Source organism: Candidatus Omnitrophota bacterium (assembly GCA_041649175.1).
In the GTDB taxonomy this organism is placed as follows: domain Bacteria; phylum Omnitrophota; class Gorgyraeia; order Zapsychrales; family JBAZNR01; genus JBAZNR01.
Window position 1 is genome coordinate 538,489 of sequence record JBAZNR010000001.1, and the last position, 15,739, is coordinate 554,227.

Consider the following 15,739-nt stretch of genomic DNA (forward strand, 5'->3'; position numbering starts at 1 on the left):
CGGCGAAAAGCCGAAGCGCCGTCTTTGTTTATTCGTCTTTTAGTCCTTGTTTAAAGAACGGTTCTGTAATAAAATCCTAACTAACTTATGCGAAAATCAAATTTCTTCATCGCGGTTATTTTGTCTTCCTGCATTTTTCTTAACGGGTGTGATGCTGTTTATCGCCTCATCCAAAGGGAAGGCGCGGAAGAAAAAGAGATCTTAGGCGAAGTTGTTCCGTTTATCTATAATCCAGTCGTAGAAGAACTGCAAAAACTTCTTAAGCTTCACGGTTATGGGGCCGGAACGGCCGATGGAAAATTCGGAGCTGCCACCCGCAAAATGCTTGCCAAATTCCAAGAAGACCATAATTTAAAAGTAAGCCGTTTTGTCGATAAGGCAACCTGGCAGGAATTAAATGCCTTTAACGATTCAGGGCTTGTTTCCGGCGGAGAAGTGAACATGGCCACCGTTCAAACTGCGTTAAAAAATGCCGGCTTTGGAATTGGAAAGATTGACGGGAAAATGGGTCCCAAAAGCCAAGCGGCTTTACGGGAATTTCAAAGGGCCAATGGTCTTAAACCCGATGGAAAAATAGGCCCAAAGACATTGAATCTTTTCTTAAATTATCTTCCGGTTGAATAGTTTATATTTCAAAAACATAGGGAGCTTGTATAGGCAAGATTTGGATTTACAAAGATATTTGTGCGTGATAGGATGATGCGTCAGTTCAAAAATTAATAGAGTTTTCTAAAGAAGAATTTACGAGTTTTATTGATGAAAATCCACGAGTATCAAGCCCGGCTGTTCTTTCAAAAAGCCGGTATTCCCGTAGTTAACGCTGAAATAACGACCGAATTATCTCAAGCCCAAAGTGTTGCTAAGACACTTGGGTTTCCCGTTGTTCTAAAATCCCAAGTTTTAGTCGGTGGCCGCGGCAAAGCCGGTGGCATTAAGGTTGTTAAAACTCCGCAAGAATTAGAACAAACTTACCTCGCACTTAAGAAATTATCCATCAAAGGTTTTCAAGTCGAAAAGATCCTGGTGGCTCAGGCCATTGATATCAAAAAAGAATTTTATTTGGCTATTACGGTGGATAATACTAAAAACGACGCGGTGATCATCTTTAGCGCGGCGGGCGGCATTGATATTGAAGAAACCGCCAAAACGGCTCCGGAAAAAATTCAAAAATTTTATTTAGAAGGAAAAAAAGAAATTGATCAAGCCCGTTGGCCTTCCTTTATCGAAAAATCTTTTTCTGATAAGCCTTCCCAAGAAAAAGCGACCGCGATCATAAAAGCTTTAGTAGCCTTGTTCTATCAAAATGATTGTTCTTTGGCAGAAATTAATCCCTTAGTGATCGATGCCACGGGAACATGGTACGCGGCCGACGGTAAAATGATCTTCGATGATAATGCGCTTGGCCGTCATCCGGATTTTGCTCAGCTACGCGACCGCCTTTATGAAGACGCGGATGAAATGGAAGCCAAAGAACACGACTTAAGCTTTGTCAAGCTCGACGGAAATGTCGGATGTATCGTTAACGGCGCCGGCCTTGCCATGGCAACAACCGATATTATTAAATTTTTTGGCGGAGAGCCGGCAAACTTCTTAGATGTGGGGGGAAGTTCTAATCCGCAAAAAGTTTTAAACGCTTTAAAGATCATTTTGCGCAACAAAAGTGTCAAAGTTATCTTGATCAATATCTTTGGCGGGATCACCCGTTGTGATGATATTGCCAAAGGAATTTTGGAAGCCAAGAAACAATACACCATTCCTGTTCCCCTAGTGGTTCGCTTAACAGGCACAAACGAAAAAGAAGCTAAAGAACTTTTAGCAAAAGAGAATATTAATATTCATACTTCCATGCGGGAAGCCGTCAAGGAAGTAGTCAGATTGGCAAAAGTATGAGCATCTTGATCAATGAAAATACAAAAGTTTTAGTCCAAGGAATAACCGGCCATGACGGCTCATTCCATACCAAGCAAATGTTGGATTATGGGACGAAAGTTGTAGCGGGGGTAACACCGGGCAAAGGCGGACAAGATGTTTTTGGTATTCCTGTTTTTAATTCGGTCAAAGAAGCCAAAGATAAAACAGGCGCAAACGCGGCCGTTATTTATGTTCCTGCCAAATTTGCTAAAGCAGCGATGTTAGAGGATATTGCCGCCGGAATAGAACTAGTGATTTGCATTACCGAAGGTGTTCCGGTTTTAGATATGATCGAGGTGATGGCGGCTTTAAAAAAGACCAAAATAAAACTTTTAGGGCCTAATTGTCCCGGGCTTATATCTCCCGGAAAAAGCAAAATAGGCATTATGCCGGGGCATATTCATAAACCAGGCAATGTCGGTGTTCTTTCTCGCAGCGGTACTTTAACCTATGAAGTTGTTTATAACCTCACTTTAAATAATATCGGCCAATCCACTTGTGTGGGCCTCGGCGGAGACCCCATTGTGGGTTTAAGATTTCTCGATCTTTTGGAATTATTCATGAATGACGATGATACAAAAGCCATTGTGATCGTTGGTGAAATAGGCGGTGGAGACGAACAAATCGCCGCCGAATATATAAAGAAGAATTCCAAGAAGCCCATTGTCGGGTTTATTGCCGGAAAAACCGCTCCCGCGGGAAAACGTATGGGCCATGCCGGCGCCATTATCGGCTCCGCCGATACGACAGCCGATGCGAAAATCAAGATCCTTCAAAATGCCGGCGTGGAAGTGGCCAATCTTCCCGATGAGATTCCCAGTCTTTTAGCGAAAAAATTAAAATAACTTAAGAAAAAATGTTTTAGGGACAGGCCCCGCTTGCAGTGGGGCCTGTCCCTAAGCTTTATCATCCTGAAATTTAACTAAATTTCTTATGTTAAATGCGATATAATCACTCTGTTATGGAAAACAGAAGCCGATGGTTGATGATTATTTATTGCTTTCTCTTAACTTTACCCCTAGTGAGAGGGATCGGTGTCCTTTTTATTTATGGACCAGGAATGATTAGACTGGAAGGTCCAGATAACTATTTTGAACTTTGGGGATTATTTTCTCAATTTGCTTTTTGTTGCGCGCAAATCCTTATTTTTTTAATTGGCATCGGACTGCTTTTTCGTAAACCATGGACAGAATTTCTTGCTAAATATCTTTATCCTTTTCCAACTATTGCTGCTGTTCCTTTTTTTGCAGGCGGCCTATGTGCGTTAGGTGGTCGGGGCAGTTCAATTGGTTGTATTCTGTTCCTTTCTTGTCTGTCACTTTCATTTTTTTTGGCTCCCGTTCTTTTATATTTTTATTTCCCCTCCTTAAAACGTTTTAATTTATGGTTTAAGGTTCTTGTCTTTATTTTGTGTTTTTCCCCAGTAATAGTGTCTGCGGTTTCGATGATTTGCATACGCGTGGTACACCATTAGCAGGTTCGTAATGAACTTGACGAACATTATATGCGATATAAAAAATCCCTACAGTTACTCCAAAATTAAACTAAATTTCTTATCTAAAACGCGGTATAATAACGCCTATGAAAAGGATCAAAAACGTTTTTCTTTCCGCTATTAACCAAAATGCCGGAAAAACCACTATTTCTTTAGGGCTTTATAAGATCCTCAAAGATAAAGGTTTTAAAGCCGCTTTTATGAAACCGGTCGGGCAAAAGTATGTTGTCGTCAATCATCAACAAGTGGACAAAGATTCCTATTTGATCGGCGAGATATATCATTGCTGGCAGAAATTTAAAGAAATGAGCCCGGTCACCGTCGGAAAAGGATTTACGGAGAAATATATCTTTCATCCCAGAAAAGATGTTTTGCGCCAGCAGATCCTGAAATCTTTTGAAAATTTAAGTTACAAAAAAGATATTATGATCATTGAAGGCACCGGCCATGCCGGGGTGGGATCTGTCTTTGATTTTTCCAATGCCGATGTGGCTCAACTTTTAGGCTCTAAAGTTATTATTGTGAGTGAAGGCGGTATCGGGCGAAGCATTGATGAGATCATGCTCAACAAGGCTTTGTTTGATCTTAAGGGTGTTGAGATTTTAGGCGTTATTGTTAACAAAGTTTTGCCGGATAAATACGATAGAATAAAACACAACGTGGCTCAGGGCCTAAAAAATAAAGGGATCAGGCTTTTGGGGGTTTTGCCGCTGCAGCCTTTATTGAGTTTTCCGACGGTTGAACAAATACGCTACGAACTTAAGTTAAAACTCATTTGTGGAAAAACTTACCTTTCTCGCCGGGTGGAAAATACCATCGTTGCGGCTATGGAACCGCATAATATGATATCCTATTTACGTGATCAAACCCTGATCATTACTTCGGGTGATCGACTGGACAATATTATTGCCGCGGTGAATTCAAAAGCTGTGAAAGGAAGAAAAAAGATCGGGATATCAGGGATGGTGTTAACCGGCGGGCTGTTTCCCGGATGGGAAGTTGTTAATTTACTCAAGCGAAGCAAGATCCCGGTTTTATTGTCCGAAGAGGACACGTACACGACCGCGGCGAAGATCAAAAGTATTACCTGCAAAATAGAAAAAACGGATAAGGACAAAATTGCGGAAGCTACACGTTTAGTAAAGCGTTATGTGGATATTGACCTGATCTTAAAAAATTTATAAATATGACAAAACACTCTATCGATAGCCATTCTCCAAATGAAATTTATATTGTCGAGGCTTTGCGCACCGCGATCGGCGGAACCAACAAGGCATTAAAAGATTTCTCGGCGGTGCAACTGGGCGGATTTGTGATCAAGGAGATCTTACGTCAAAGCAGTGTTCCCGGAGATTTAGTCAATCAAGTCATCTTGGGCAATACAGTTTCTGCTGGTTTGGGACAAAATCCGGCGCGCCACGCGGCTATTTTGGGAAATCTTCCCGATTCAGTCCCGGCATTAACGATAAATCATGTTTGCGGGTCCGGTTTGCAAGCAGTGATCTTGGCTGGGCAAGCCATTATTTGCCAGGAATCAGATCTTGTGATGGCCGGAGGGTTTGAAAGCGCTTCACGATCTCCAAAAATCCTAAAAAAAGACGCGTCGGAAAAAAGAGAAGACAGCGATTTTTCGGACAGTCTTATTCACGACGGGCTTTGGTGCCACATCACCGGTAAACATATGGGTGAGTTGGCGGAATATTTAGCTGAGAAAAATCATATTTCGCGCGAGGAGCAAGATAAATATGCTTATCAAAGCCATCTTAAGGCTTGTGAAGCGCAGGAACTTAATCAACTTGCAAAAGAAATTGTGACGGTGCGCATTAATGAGGATCAAATTTTTACTAAAGATGAGCGCCCTCGGCGCAATATCAGCTTAGAAAGGCTTTCTCAGCTTCCGGCGGCTTTTAAAGACGGGGGAACGGTGACGGCCGGAAATTCTTGCATTCCTTCCGACGGCGCGGCTGTGTTTCTTTTAGCGTCAGCCCAAGCGGTTAAGAAGTTTAAATTAAAACCAAAGGCCCGTGTGATTGCCCATGCCTCCATTGCGGTTGAACCCAAGCTCACCTTTACCGGCTCTATTATTTCCACGGAAGAATGTTTAAAGAAAGCAAAACTTAAAATAAGTGATGTTGACCTTTTTGAAATAAGCGAAGCCTTTGCCGTTCAGGCGATCGTCACCCAGCAAGCGCTTAAAATTCCGGAAGAAAAAATGAATATATTCGGCGGCGACGTGGCCTTAGGCCATCCTCTGGGGGCTGCCGGTGCGCGAATTTTAGTGACACTTGTTCACGCTCTTGAGAACCAGAAAAAGAAAACAGGTTTAGCGACGGTTTGTTTGGGCGGCGGCGGGTCGGTGGCGGTGGTGATAGAGAATTTATCTTAGAAGGTCAAAGCGATTTTCTTTTCTGCAGTAAAACGGTTGTTCCTTCCAACATCAAAAATAATGCCAAGAAAAGTAACAATAATCCTGTGATGCCTACTGGGTCGGTGGAGAATTTTTGTTCTACAAATATTTCCCTAAGCCAAGGCTGAATAATAAGAATAAGAGAAATAACGGCTACCAGTGTCATAAAGATAGACGGGAGAAGCGTAAAGATATAATTTTTTCCTTTCTTGGAAAGCCATACGCTTAATCCGAATAAAACCAAAGCCGCCAAGAGCTGATTACTGGAACCGAATGCCGTCCAAAATATTTTCCATCCTGGAACGATATTTCCTTGCGCGTCCGTTATCTTTTGAGTTAAAAAGATCACCGGTAAAATAAGCGTTACAAACGTTGCCGCGTAAGGGCTAAAACGCCCTTTCCATCCCGTGAGCTCTTGAAAAATGTATCGTCCTAATCTGGTGGCCACATCTAAGGTATCGTAAACAAAAGTGGCGAAGGCTAAAAGCGCGAAATTTAAAGCGAATTGTTTGTCGATGTGAAGGCTGCTTAAAAACGTTGCGATGCCATTGGCGTAAATTTGGCTTGGGTCTTGAAGGCTTTGAGTTTCAGAGACGCTTAAAATAACAACCGTAGAAAGCGCGATGACTGCGACAAAGCTTTCTAAAAGCATACTGCCGTAGCCGACGAGTTTGGCGTCGGTTTCTTTAGCTAGCTGTTTGGAAGTTGTTCCGGAAGCAATGAGGCAGTGAAATCCCGAACACGCTCCGCAGGCGACAGTGGTAAAAAGAATGGGTACTAAGGGCAAGCCCTGCGGGCTTGCCCAACCAGTAAATGCCGGATATTGAATGCTGTAATGTTGGGTAAAACTTCCTACGATAATACCAATAAAGCTTGCTCCGGCGGTAATTGCCAGGAAAAATCCTCCCAAATATCCGCGTGGCTGTAGCAATATCCAAACCGGAATAACCGCGGCGATAAAGCAATACGCGATCAAAGCCATGTTCCAGGTTGTGCGTAAGTCCCATCCAAATAGGGTGTTTAGTTTGAGCGGAAAAATCGGCCCTAGAAAAATACAAACAAAAACAAACGGAAAAAAGATAAGTGTTGAGATTGATAAAGGCAAAGGCCATTTCCTTAAAATAATTCCCATAATAAACGCTAATCCCAAATACATCATGGACGAAGAAGCAATGGCTGGCCCATTCGTTTCTTCGGCGAAAGTGCTGGCCGTAATATCGGTAAAAGCGGCAATGATGTAAACAAGAGAGAACCAAAGGAAAAATAAAAAGAGGATAAAGGCGCGCCGGCTCATTGTTTCTTTGATAACTTCGGCAATCGAACGTCCTTGATGGCGTAAAGAGGCAACTAGTGAAGCCATATCATGAACACCGCCGACAAAAATACCGCCTAAAATGATCCAAAGGAAAGTCGGCAGCCAGCCAAACCAAAGTCCGGCTAAAATTGGGCCCACAATGGGGCCGGCCGCGGCGATCGCGGAGAGATGCTGGCCTAAAAGATAGAATTTTCCGGCTGGAACGAAATCGGTATTGTTTTGAAATGTGACGGCAGGGGTTTGGGCGTTTTTTGCTAAGCTTAACCATCGGCTCAAAAAACGCCCATAAACAAAATATCCCGCTAAAAGGCAGACGATTGATATAAGGATAAGAAATAAGATATTCATAATAATATTGTTTAATATAACGAACTTTTCCGTCGAGCACAATAGGAAAGTAGAAAAATATCTTAAGGGTGATTTTTACGTATTTTTGTCGATAAAAGCTCTTTTAAAAACAATCTTTTTAAAAATATTTTTTATGATAGAATGAAACCCATAATCATTAAAGGAAAAATGTTCTATGCCCGCTGAAAAGAAAACAAAAAAACCTTCAATTAGCCAAGCAGACGAATTAAAACTCTTACGGCGCATTACCGAGATCACCAGCTCTGAATTGGACGTCCACAAAGTCCTTGATGAGGTGGTCCGTTTGGTGACTGAAGCCATTGGCGCGGATTCTGTTTTCATTTATCTGATCGATGAAAAGATAAAAAGTCTCGTTTTAATGGCCTCTAAAACTCCGCACCAGAAAGAGTTAGGAAAGATCAATTTAAAGATCGGAGAAGGAATTGCCGGATGGGTTGCCAAAGAAAATAAATTGGTCGCTATCAAGAAAAACGCCTATCAGGATCCTCGTTTCAAAAGTTTTGATATTTTACCGGAAGACCGCTATGAGGCGCTTCTATCGGTTCCCATTATCTATAAGGGAAAGACCATTGGCGTTATCAATGTTCAGCATCGAAAACCGCATGATTATTTTTTAGGTACGACAAGCTTAATTGAGATCATTGCCAAACAAGTCGGCGGGGTTATCGAAAATGCTCTCCTCTTTGAACAAACTAAACAAAAAGCCAGCCAATTTGACAGCCTTGCCAAGGTGAGCCGAACGATCACCTCCGAACATTATTTGGATGAGATCTTAAACTTGATCGTGGTTGTGACGGCGGAAATGCTCAATTCTAAAATATGTTCCATTATGTTATTGGATAGCAAAGGCGAAGAATTGGCTATTAAAGCTACTCAAAGCCTCAGTGAAGAATATAAAAAGAAACCCAATATTAAAGTCAATAATAGCTTAAGTGGTGAAGTCATTAAATCTAAAAAACCGATGTTCTTTGACGATGTCCGCAGTGAAGAAAAATATGTTTATCGTGATCTGGCGGCCAAAGAGAATTTAACATCCATGATCTCGGTGCCGATGATCGTCAAAGATAAAGCCATCGGCATCATCAATGTGTATACCAAAACTCCGCACCAATTCACCCAGGAAGAAATTGATTGTTTGCAAATGATCGCAAATCAAGCGGCTATTGCCGTCGAGAATACAAAATTGATGGAAGAATCTCTCAAGGCCAAAGAAGCCTTGGAAACGCGCAAACTGATCGAGCGCGCCAAAGGGATTTTAATGCGGATGAATAATTTAGGTGAAGAAGCCGCGCATCGATTGATCCATAAAAAGAGCATGGATTCTTGCCGCTCGATGAAAGAAATTGCGGAGTCGATCATTCTGGTTTCGGAGTTCAAGAATTAAAATTAAGAGTACCTCAAAAAAAGTTCTTGACAAAATCATCAGGCAATCATATACTTCCATTGTAATTAAGTAGGGCAACGAAGTCCTCTTAAGATCGATGCTGGTCTTAAGAGTTTTTTTATGTGGGCAAAGACGTCCGACAGGTAAGTTTACTCGTCGGATTATTTTTTTAAAATGGGCATTGAGGCCCTCTTAAAAACCAGCGCTGGTTTTCAAGAGGGCCTTTTTCTTTATCGAGACAACGACGTCTTTTTTAGGCCACTGGCGGTTAATAGCAGTAAAAACAATTCAAGGAGGATGAAATGGAAATGATCAATGCAGGTGATACAGCGTGGGTTTTGATTTCTTCTGCGCTAGTTATGTTAATGACACCCGGCCTAGCCTTTTTTTATGGCGGTATGGTCCGGCGCAAAAATGTTTTGAGTATTTTAATGCAGTGCTGTGTTATTTTAGGTTTGATCAGCGTGCAGTGGGTTTTGTTCGGCTATAGCCTTTCTTTTGCTCCGGGAAAAGGATTTTGGGGCGGTTTTGCATGGGCGGGGCTTAACGGTGTTGGTTTGGAACCGTATGCGGATTATGCCGCCACCATTCCTCACCAAGCTTTTATGATCTTTCAAGCAATGTTTGCCATCATCACGCCAGCTCTTATTATCGGTGCTTTTGCCGAGCGGATGAAGTTCTCGGCGTTTCTCATCTTCATCTTATTGTGGGCTACCTTAGTATATGATCCTATTTGCCATTGGGTTTGGGGCATCGGCGGATGGTTGAGAACCATGGGCGCATTGGATTTTGCAGGCGGAACCGTTGTTCATATTAGCGCCGGTATTGCCGCTTTAGCAACAGCCTTAGCTATTGGAAAACGAAAAGACTTAAACGGCCATGTTCCAGCGCCGCATAATCTTCCCTTTGTTGTTTTGGGAACCGGTTTACTGTGGTTTGGATGGTTTGGGTTTAACGCGGGCAGTGCTTTGGCGGCTAATGGTTTAGCGGTGAATGCTTTTGTGGTCACTAATACGGCTGCTGCTGCTGCGGGTTTAAGCTGGGCCTTAATTGAATGGATCCGCGTCGGAAAACCAACTATTTTTGGTTTTTGTTCTGGCGTTGTTGCCGGACTCGTTGCCATCACACCGGCAGCCGGATTTGTTAATGTTATCTCGGCCATCATCATCGGCTTATTGGTGAGCGTATTTTGCTATACAGCCGTGGCGATTATCAAACCGAAATTGGGATACGATGATTCTCTAGACGCCTTCGGTGTTCACTGCGTTGGCGGGATCTGGGGAGCCTTAGCAACGGGTTTATTTGCCACTAAGTCTATCAATGCGGCTGGGGCAGACGGGTTATTTTATGGTAACCCAGCCCAGTTTGTCATTCAGCTAAAAGCTGTTTTAATAACCGTTGTCTATAGCTTTGTGGTGAGTTTCGTGATCTACAAGGTTGTGGACTTGGTCGTTGGTATGCGCGTTAAAGAAGAAGACGAAAATGTCGGTCTTGATCTTACACAGCATCACGAACGGGCTTATACGGTTTTAGAATAAATGACGGTGTGCTTTGCGCCGCAAAAATTGCGGCGCAAAGCACAGTTATTCCATAAATTGCGCACTCATTAAGGAGAAAACTATGAAACTTGTCGTTGCAATTATACAACCACACAAATTAGAGTCGGTTAAAAAAGCCTTATACGCGGCCGATATTAATTTGATCACGGTTACTGAAGTTTTAGGCCACGGTCAGCAAAAAGGCGTCACCGAAGTTTACCGTGGTTCTAAAGAGACGGGAAATCTTTTACGAAAGATCCGTATCGAGATCGCCGTCAATGATAACTTTGTCGAACCGACGGTCAAAGCCATCATTAAGGGCGCTAAGTCGGGAAAGATAGGCGATGGAAAGATCTTTGTTACGTCATTAGAGCGCTGTATCCGTATTAGAACGGAAGAAGAAGGCTCTAAGGCCATCGGGTAAGTATTTTTAAACCGCTTGGTTTTTCAGAAATCAGGCGGCAAGGGGCGAGGTTAATTCTATTGACGCTGTGCGAAAAGGTTGGTAAGATTTTAGCCTATTATTTCGCCGGCGTTAATAGATTTAACTTTTTAACGATCACAAGGATTTTGTCAAAAGGAGGCCGGTTATTATGGGAAAATCAACAAGGCTCCAGGAGATTCAGGCTTTAGCGAATCTTAACGGAGGAAATTCGTTGGAGGAAAAAATGATTAATGAATTATCTGAAGTAAAGAGTAACCATTCCGTCGCCGATCTTTACGGCAAAGATGTTTTTAGTCTTAAGGTGATGTGTAATTGTTTGTCAGAAAAGGCTTTTAAATCAATTAGTGCAACCATGAAAGAAGGCGGCCGCCTTGACCCTACTATTGCCGATGAAGTTGCTGAGGCAATGAAAAATTGGGCTGTTTCAAAAGGGGCAACACATTTTACGCATTGGTTTCAGCCTTTGACCGGCACTACCGCCGAAAAACATGATGCCTTTATTGATCCAGATGGAGAAGGCGGAACTGTTCTGAAATTTTCTGGCAAAGAGTTGATCCAAGGTGAGCCCGACGCATCAAGCTTTCCCTCAGGTGGTTTACGCGCCACATTTGAAGCCCGCGGTTATACAGGCTGGGATCCAACGTCCCCCGCCTTTATTAAAAAAGGGCCGGAAGGTGCCACACTTTGTATTCCAACTTTTTATATCGGCTACCATGGCGAAGCGTTAGACAAAAAAACACCTCTCCTTCGTTCCATGACAGCTCTTTCAAAACAAGTTTGTCGTCTGGCGAATTTGTTTGGCATTGAGATTAAAGGGAAACGTGCTTATTGCACGCTTGGCCCCGAACAGGAATATTTTCTAATCGATAAAAATCATTATGAAGCTCGTATTGATTTAGTTCAGACCGGCCGCACACTTTTTGGTTCCAAACCGGCCAAACATCAACAACAAGAAGATCATTATTTTGGCGCCGTTAAACCGCGCGTGATGGCTTTCATGGAAGACTTGGACCGCACATTATGGGGTTTAGGTATTCCTTCCAAAACACGCCACAACGAAGTTGCTCCCGCGCAATATGAAATGGCTCCGATCTTTGAAGATCTTAACGTCGGCGTTGATCACAATATGATTGCGATGGAAGTGATGCGCCAACTGGCTGACAAACACGGCTTGGTTTGTTTGTTGCACGAAAAACCTTTTGCCGGTATTAATGGCTCTGGAAAACATAATAACTGGTCTATTGTTGGCCCCGATGGAAAGAATTGGCTCTATCCTGGTAAAACACCGCACGATAATGCAAAATTTTTAACCCTGCTCTGTGCGGTTATTAAAGCTGTCGATACGTATGCTGATCTTTTGCGCGTCACGGTTGCTTCTGCCGGTAACGATCATCGTCTGGGTGCTAACGAAGCGCCGCCGGCGATTGTTTCAATTTTCTTAGGCGATCAATTGACGGATATCATTGAGCAGATCGAAAAGGGCGGCGCCAAAACATCCAAACAAGGAAGCGCTATTAACATCGGCGTTGATTCTATGCCAAACCTTGCCAAAGATACAACGGATCGTAATCGTACATCACCTTTTGCATTTACGGGTGCGAAATTCGAATTCCGCGCGGTTGGTTCCAATATGAACCCTTCCGCCGCCAACATGGTTTTAAATACCATTGTGGCCGAAGCAATTAGTGATATCTGCAATGAACTCGAAACAGCCAAAAAATCCGGTAAGGATTTTAACGCTTCTTTGCAAAAAATTCTGCAAAGCATTATCAAAAATCACAAACGTGTTCTCTATAATGGCGATAACTATGTTCCGGAATGGCATGCTGAAGCTAAAAAACGCGGGCTGCCGAATTTCAAATCGACCCCGGAAGCTCTGGAAGCCATCAAACTCAAAAAGAACATCGCGGTTTTGGTGAAGCATGGCGTTTTGAGCGAAAAAGAACTTGCGTCGCGTTATGAAATTAACAAACACGCTTATGCAACGGTGATTGACCTCGAGGGAAATTGCGCGCTTTCAATGGCCCGTACGCAATTAATTCCTGCGGCGGTTGAATATCAAAAAGAGCTCTCCGAAACGATTAAGACCGTCGGAGCAAGCGGCAAAACCACATCCCAGAAAAAGGTTTTAAAAACCATTTCCGGGTTGATTGACGAAGCCTTTGCAACTTGCGATACGTTGGAAGCGGCAATTCATAAACATGATTCTGCCAAAACCAACGCGGCGATGGTTGAGCTTCGTGAATCCATTGATGCGCTGGAAGGTTTTGTCCCGAGCAATATCTGGCCGGTACCGTCCTACGCAGAAATGCTTCTGATGAATGCGCTTTAATTAGCGCTTTACGCAGTTATTAAAAGCGAAGGGAAAAGGGGCGCGAACCGCGCCCCTTTTCCCTAGTCAATATTTACAATAGGTAGTATAATCCTTATGATTTTGATCATTAAACATATTGCTGTGGAAGGGCCGGGGACCATTGCGTCGTTCTTTCAAAAGAAGAAAACACTAAAAACAATTGAGCTTAGCGCTGGCGATCCGTTACCTCGCGACCTAAAAGGCGTTGAGGCCGTGATCGTCATGGGCGGCCCGATGAATGTTGACGAAGAAGACAAATATCCGTTTCTTAGAGATGAAAATATTTTTATCCAGAACGTCTTAAAGAAAGAAATTCCGTATTTGGGTATTTGTTTGGGAAGTCAGCTTTTAGCCAAGGCCTCCGGAGCGAAAGTTGCCAAGTCACCGGTAGAAGAGATTGGCTGGTTTAAGGTTTCTTTAGAGAAAGATCCGATCTTTGAGAATTTAGAAAACAATATTGATGTTTTTCAGTGGCATGGGGATACATTCGATATTCCCAAGAGTGGAAAACTTTTAGCGACGGCCACCGGATGCCATCATCAAGCGCTAAAAGTAGGAACAAATGCTTACGGACTTCAATTTCATGTTGAAGTAACGGGCAGGATCATTGATAGCTGGATAAAAGCACATTTTAAAGGCGACACGCGAAAACAAAAATCAGAAGAAATGATAAGCACTTATTTAAAACTCAAAAGTGCTTTTAATAGAAATGCAGAAACTGTGTACCAGAATTTTGAAAAGATTATTGAGCAAAGTAAGCAGTAAGTAAAATTTTTTTAAATGAATCTGCCTAAAGATTAGGCAAATTCTTCTGCCTCTTTATATTCTTTCTTGACTCGCAGAAGAATTTGCCTCGCTGTCACATTCTGGAAGAATGTAGCGGGGCATAATTAAGAAGAGTCCCATGATACGCATCGCCTTAGCGCAAATCAATCCTACCGTCGGTGATCTTAAGGGAAATGCCTTAAAGATCATTGATTTTATCCGAAAGGCTCAAGCAGCTAACGCGGATATTGTCGCCTTTCCGGAATTAGCCGTTTGCGGTTATCCGCCGGAAGATCTGCTTTTAAAAGAACATTTCATCAGCGAAAATATCAAAACTCTTAAAGACATCGCTGCCCATGCAAAAAAAATTTCCGTGATCGTTGGTTTTGTAGATAGGGATAAAAAGAAGAATATTTATAATGCCGCGGCTTTACTTTCCGATAGGCGCATCAAAGGAATTTATCATAAAGAACAGCTTCCCAATTACGGTGTTTTTGACGAAAAAAGATATTTTACGGCAGGCACAAAAAATCCTATTTTTAGCGTTAAGGGAATAAAATTTGCCGTCAATATTTGTGAGGATATTTGGCTTGAAACGGGGCCGCATAAAACTCAAGTTAAAAAAGGCGCTAAATTTCTTATCAATATCTCTTCATCACCGTATCACGCGGGAAAACTGCACGAGCGCCAGGCGCTTTTAAAAACCAGAGCCAATCAGGTGAAAGCGCCCATTTTTTATGTGAATATCGTTGGAGGGCAGGACGAACTTGTCTTTGACGGCGCTAGCATGATCTTTGATAAAAAAGGAAAAACCATTGCCGCCGGAAAACAATTTGAAGAGGATATGATCTTTGCGGATATTCCTTTGGACGCGCAAACTAAAAATAAATCACCACGGCCATTAGGGGAAATCGAAGAAATTTATAAAGCGCTAACTTTAGGTACGCGTGATTATATCCGTAAAAACGGATTTAAAAAGGTAACCATTGGTTTAAGCGGAGGCATTGATTCCGCGCTGGTCGCGGCGATTGCCGTTGATGCTGTTGGTCAAGAAAATGTCACGGCTGTTTCCATGCCGTCGCAGTATTCGTCTTTAGAAACGATCAGTGACGCGCGTAAAATAGCCAAAAATCTGGGAATAAGATTCTTAGAAATTCCCATCATGAAGGTTTTTTCTGTCTTTTTAGAAACATTGGATCATGAATTTAAGGGACAAGCCAAAGACATTACCGAAGAAAACCTTCAAGCGCGCATTCGCGGCAATATTTTAATGGCTTTCTCTAATAAATTCGGCTGGCTGGTTTTAACGACGGGCAATAAAAGCGAAATTGCCACGGGGTATTGCACGCTTTACGGCGATATGGCGGGAGGTTTCGCGGTCATTAAAGATGTTCCTAAAACAACCGTGTACAAATTAGCCAAGTATCGTAATTCTTTGAATTCCAATGCCGTTATTATGCAAAGCATTATTGACCGCGCTCCGACGGCAGAATTGCGGGAAAATCAAAAAGACCAAGATACACTTCCCGAATATGATCTTTTGGATAAAATTTTAAGCGATTATGTGGAAGCGGACAAAAGTTTAAGCGATATCAATAAAAAGATCAATAACGCAAAAGTCATTAAAGATGTGATGCGTTTAGTGGACCGAAGCGAGTATAAACGCCGCCAGGCTCCGCCGGGTGTTAAGATTACGCCAAGAGCTTTTGGCCGGGATCGGCGATTTCCTATCGTCAATCAATACCGTGAGTTTTAAG

13 protein-coding genes are annotated in these 15,739 nt (G+C 42.6%); 12 read left to right on the top strand and 1 reads right to left on the bottom strand.

Annotated elements, in window-relative coordinates; all coding sequences use genetic code 11:
* Positions 1 to 87 precede the first annotated feature (87 nt).
* The 6 genes from WC676_01940 (at position 88) to WC676_01965 (ending at position 5,792) form a co-directional block, all read left to right on the top strand.
* Positions 88 to 624 (top strand): peptidoglycan-binding protein, encoded by a 537-nt coding sequence (locus WC676_01940; GenBank protein ID MFA5059371.1) that lies wholly within the window; start codon positions 88 to 90, stop codon positions 622 to 624.
* Between the two features lie 132 nt (positions 625 to 756).
* Complete coding sequence (gene sucC, locus WC676_01945) at positions 757 to 1,890, top strand: ADP-forming succinate--CoA ligase subunit beta (GenBank protein ID MFA5059372.1); 1,134 nt, start codon at positions 757 to 759, stop codon at positions 1,888 to 1,890.
* Complete coding sequence (gene sucD, locus WC676_01950) at positions 1,887 to 2,756, top strand: succinate--CoA ligase subunit alpha (protein ID MFA5059373.1); 870 nt, start codon at positions 1,887 to 1,889, stop codon at positions 2,754 to 2,756. The genes sucC and sucD overlap by 4 nt, the downstream gene beginning before the upstream one ends.
* A gap of 140 nt (positions 2,757 to 2,896) precedes the next feature.
* On the top strand, positions 2,897 to 3,385 hold the full coding sequence (locus WC676_01955) for a hypothetical protein (protein ID MFA5059374.1): 489 nt from the start codon (positions 2,897 to 2,899) through the stop codon (positions 3,383 to 3,385).
* 107 nt (positions 3,386 to 3,492) lie between these two features.
* Positions 3,493 to 4,590 (top strand): AAA family ATPase, encoded by a 1,098-nt coding sequence (locus WC676_01960; GenBank protein MFA5059375.1) that lies wholly within the window; start codon positions 3,493 to 3,495, stop codon positions 4,588 to 4,590.
* A 2-nt stretch (positions 4,591 to 4,592) separates the two neighbouring features.
* Positions 4,593 to 5,792 (top strand): thiolase family protein, encoded by a 1,200-nt coding sequence (locus tag WC676_01965; protein ID MFA5059376.1) that lies wholly within the window; start codon positions 4,593 to 4,595, stop codon positions 5,790 to 5,792.
* Between the two features lie 4 nt (positions 5,793 to 5,796).
* Here WC676_01965 and WC676_01970 read toward each other — a convergent pair whose 3' ends face one another.
* Positions 5,797 to 7,476 carry a carbon starvation CstA family protein gene (locus WC676_01970; protein MFA5059377.1) on the bottom strand — a complete coding sequence of 560 codons (1,680 nt, stop codon included), beginning with the start codon at positions 7,474 to 7,476 and terminating at the stop codon, positions 5,797 to 5,799.
* Positions 7,477 to 7,651: 175 nt separating this feature from the next.
* Between WC676_01970 and WC676_01975 the strand changes: the two genes are divergently transcribed.
* The 6 genes from WC676_01975 (at position 7,652) to WC676_02000 (ending at position 15,738) form a co-directional block, all read left to right on the top strand.
* Positions 7,652 to 8,881 (top strand): GAF domain-containing protein, encoded by a 1,230-nt coding sequence (locus tag WC676_01975; GenBank protein MFA5059378.1) that lies wholly within the window; start codon positions 7,652 to 7,654, stop codon positions 8,879 to 8,881.
* 302 nt (positions 8,882 to 9,183) lie between these two features.
* Positions 9,184 to 10,419 (top strand): ammonium transporter, encoded by a 1,236-nt coding sequence (locus tag WC676_01980; protein ID MFA5059379.1) that lies wholly within the window; start codon positions 9,184 to 9,186, stop codon positions 10,417 to 10,419.
* 82 nt (positions 10,420 to 10,501) lie between these two features.
* Positions 10,502 to 10,843, top strand: coding sequence for a P-II family nitrogen regulator (locus WC676_01985; GenBank protein MFA5059380.1), 342 nt, complete (start codon positions 10,502 to 10,504; stop codon positions 10,841 to 10,843).
* 244 nt (positions 10,844 to 11,087) lie between these two features.
* Complete coding sequence (locus tag WC676_01990) at positions 11,088 to 13,196, top strand: glutamine synthetase III (protein ID MFA5059381.1); 2,109 nt, start codon at positions 11,088 to 11,090, stop codon at positions 13,194 to 13,196.
* A gap of 96 nt (positions 13,197 to 13,292) precedes the next feature.
* The gene (locus WC676_01995) at positions 13,293 to 13,982 is read left to right on the top strand and encodes a type 1 glutamine amidotransferase (protein MFA5059382.1); all 690 of its coding nucleotides are present in this window, start codon (positions 13,293 to 13,295) and stop codon (positions 13,980 to 13,982) included.
* Positions 13,983 to 14,121: 139 nt separating this feature from the next.
* The gene (locus WC676_02000; GenBank protein MFA5059383.1) at positions 14,122 to 15,738 is read left to right on the top strand and encodes an NAD+ synthase; all 1,617 of its coding nucleotides are present in this window, start codon (positions 14,122 to 14,124) and stop codon (positions 15,736 to 15,738) included.
* The last annotated feature ends 1 nt before the right edge of the window (position 15,739 follow it).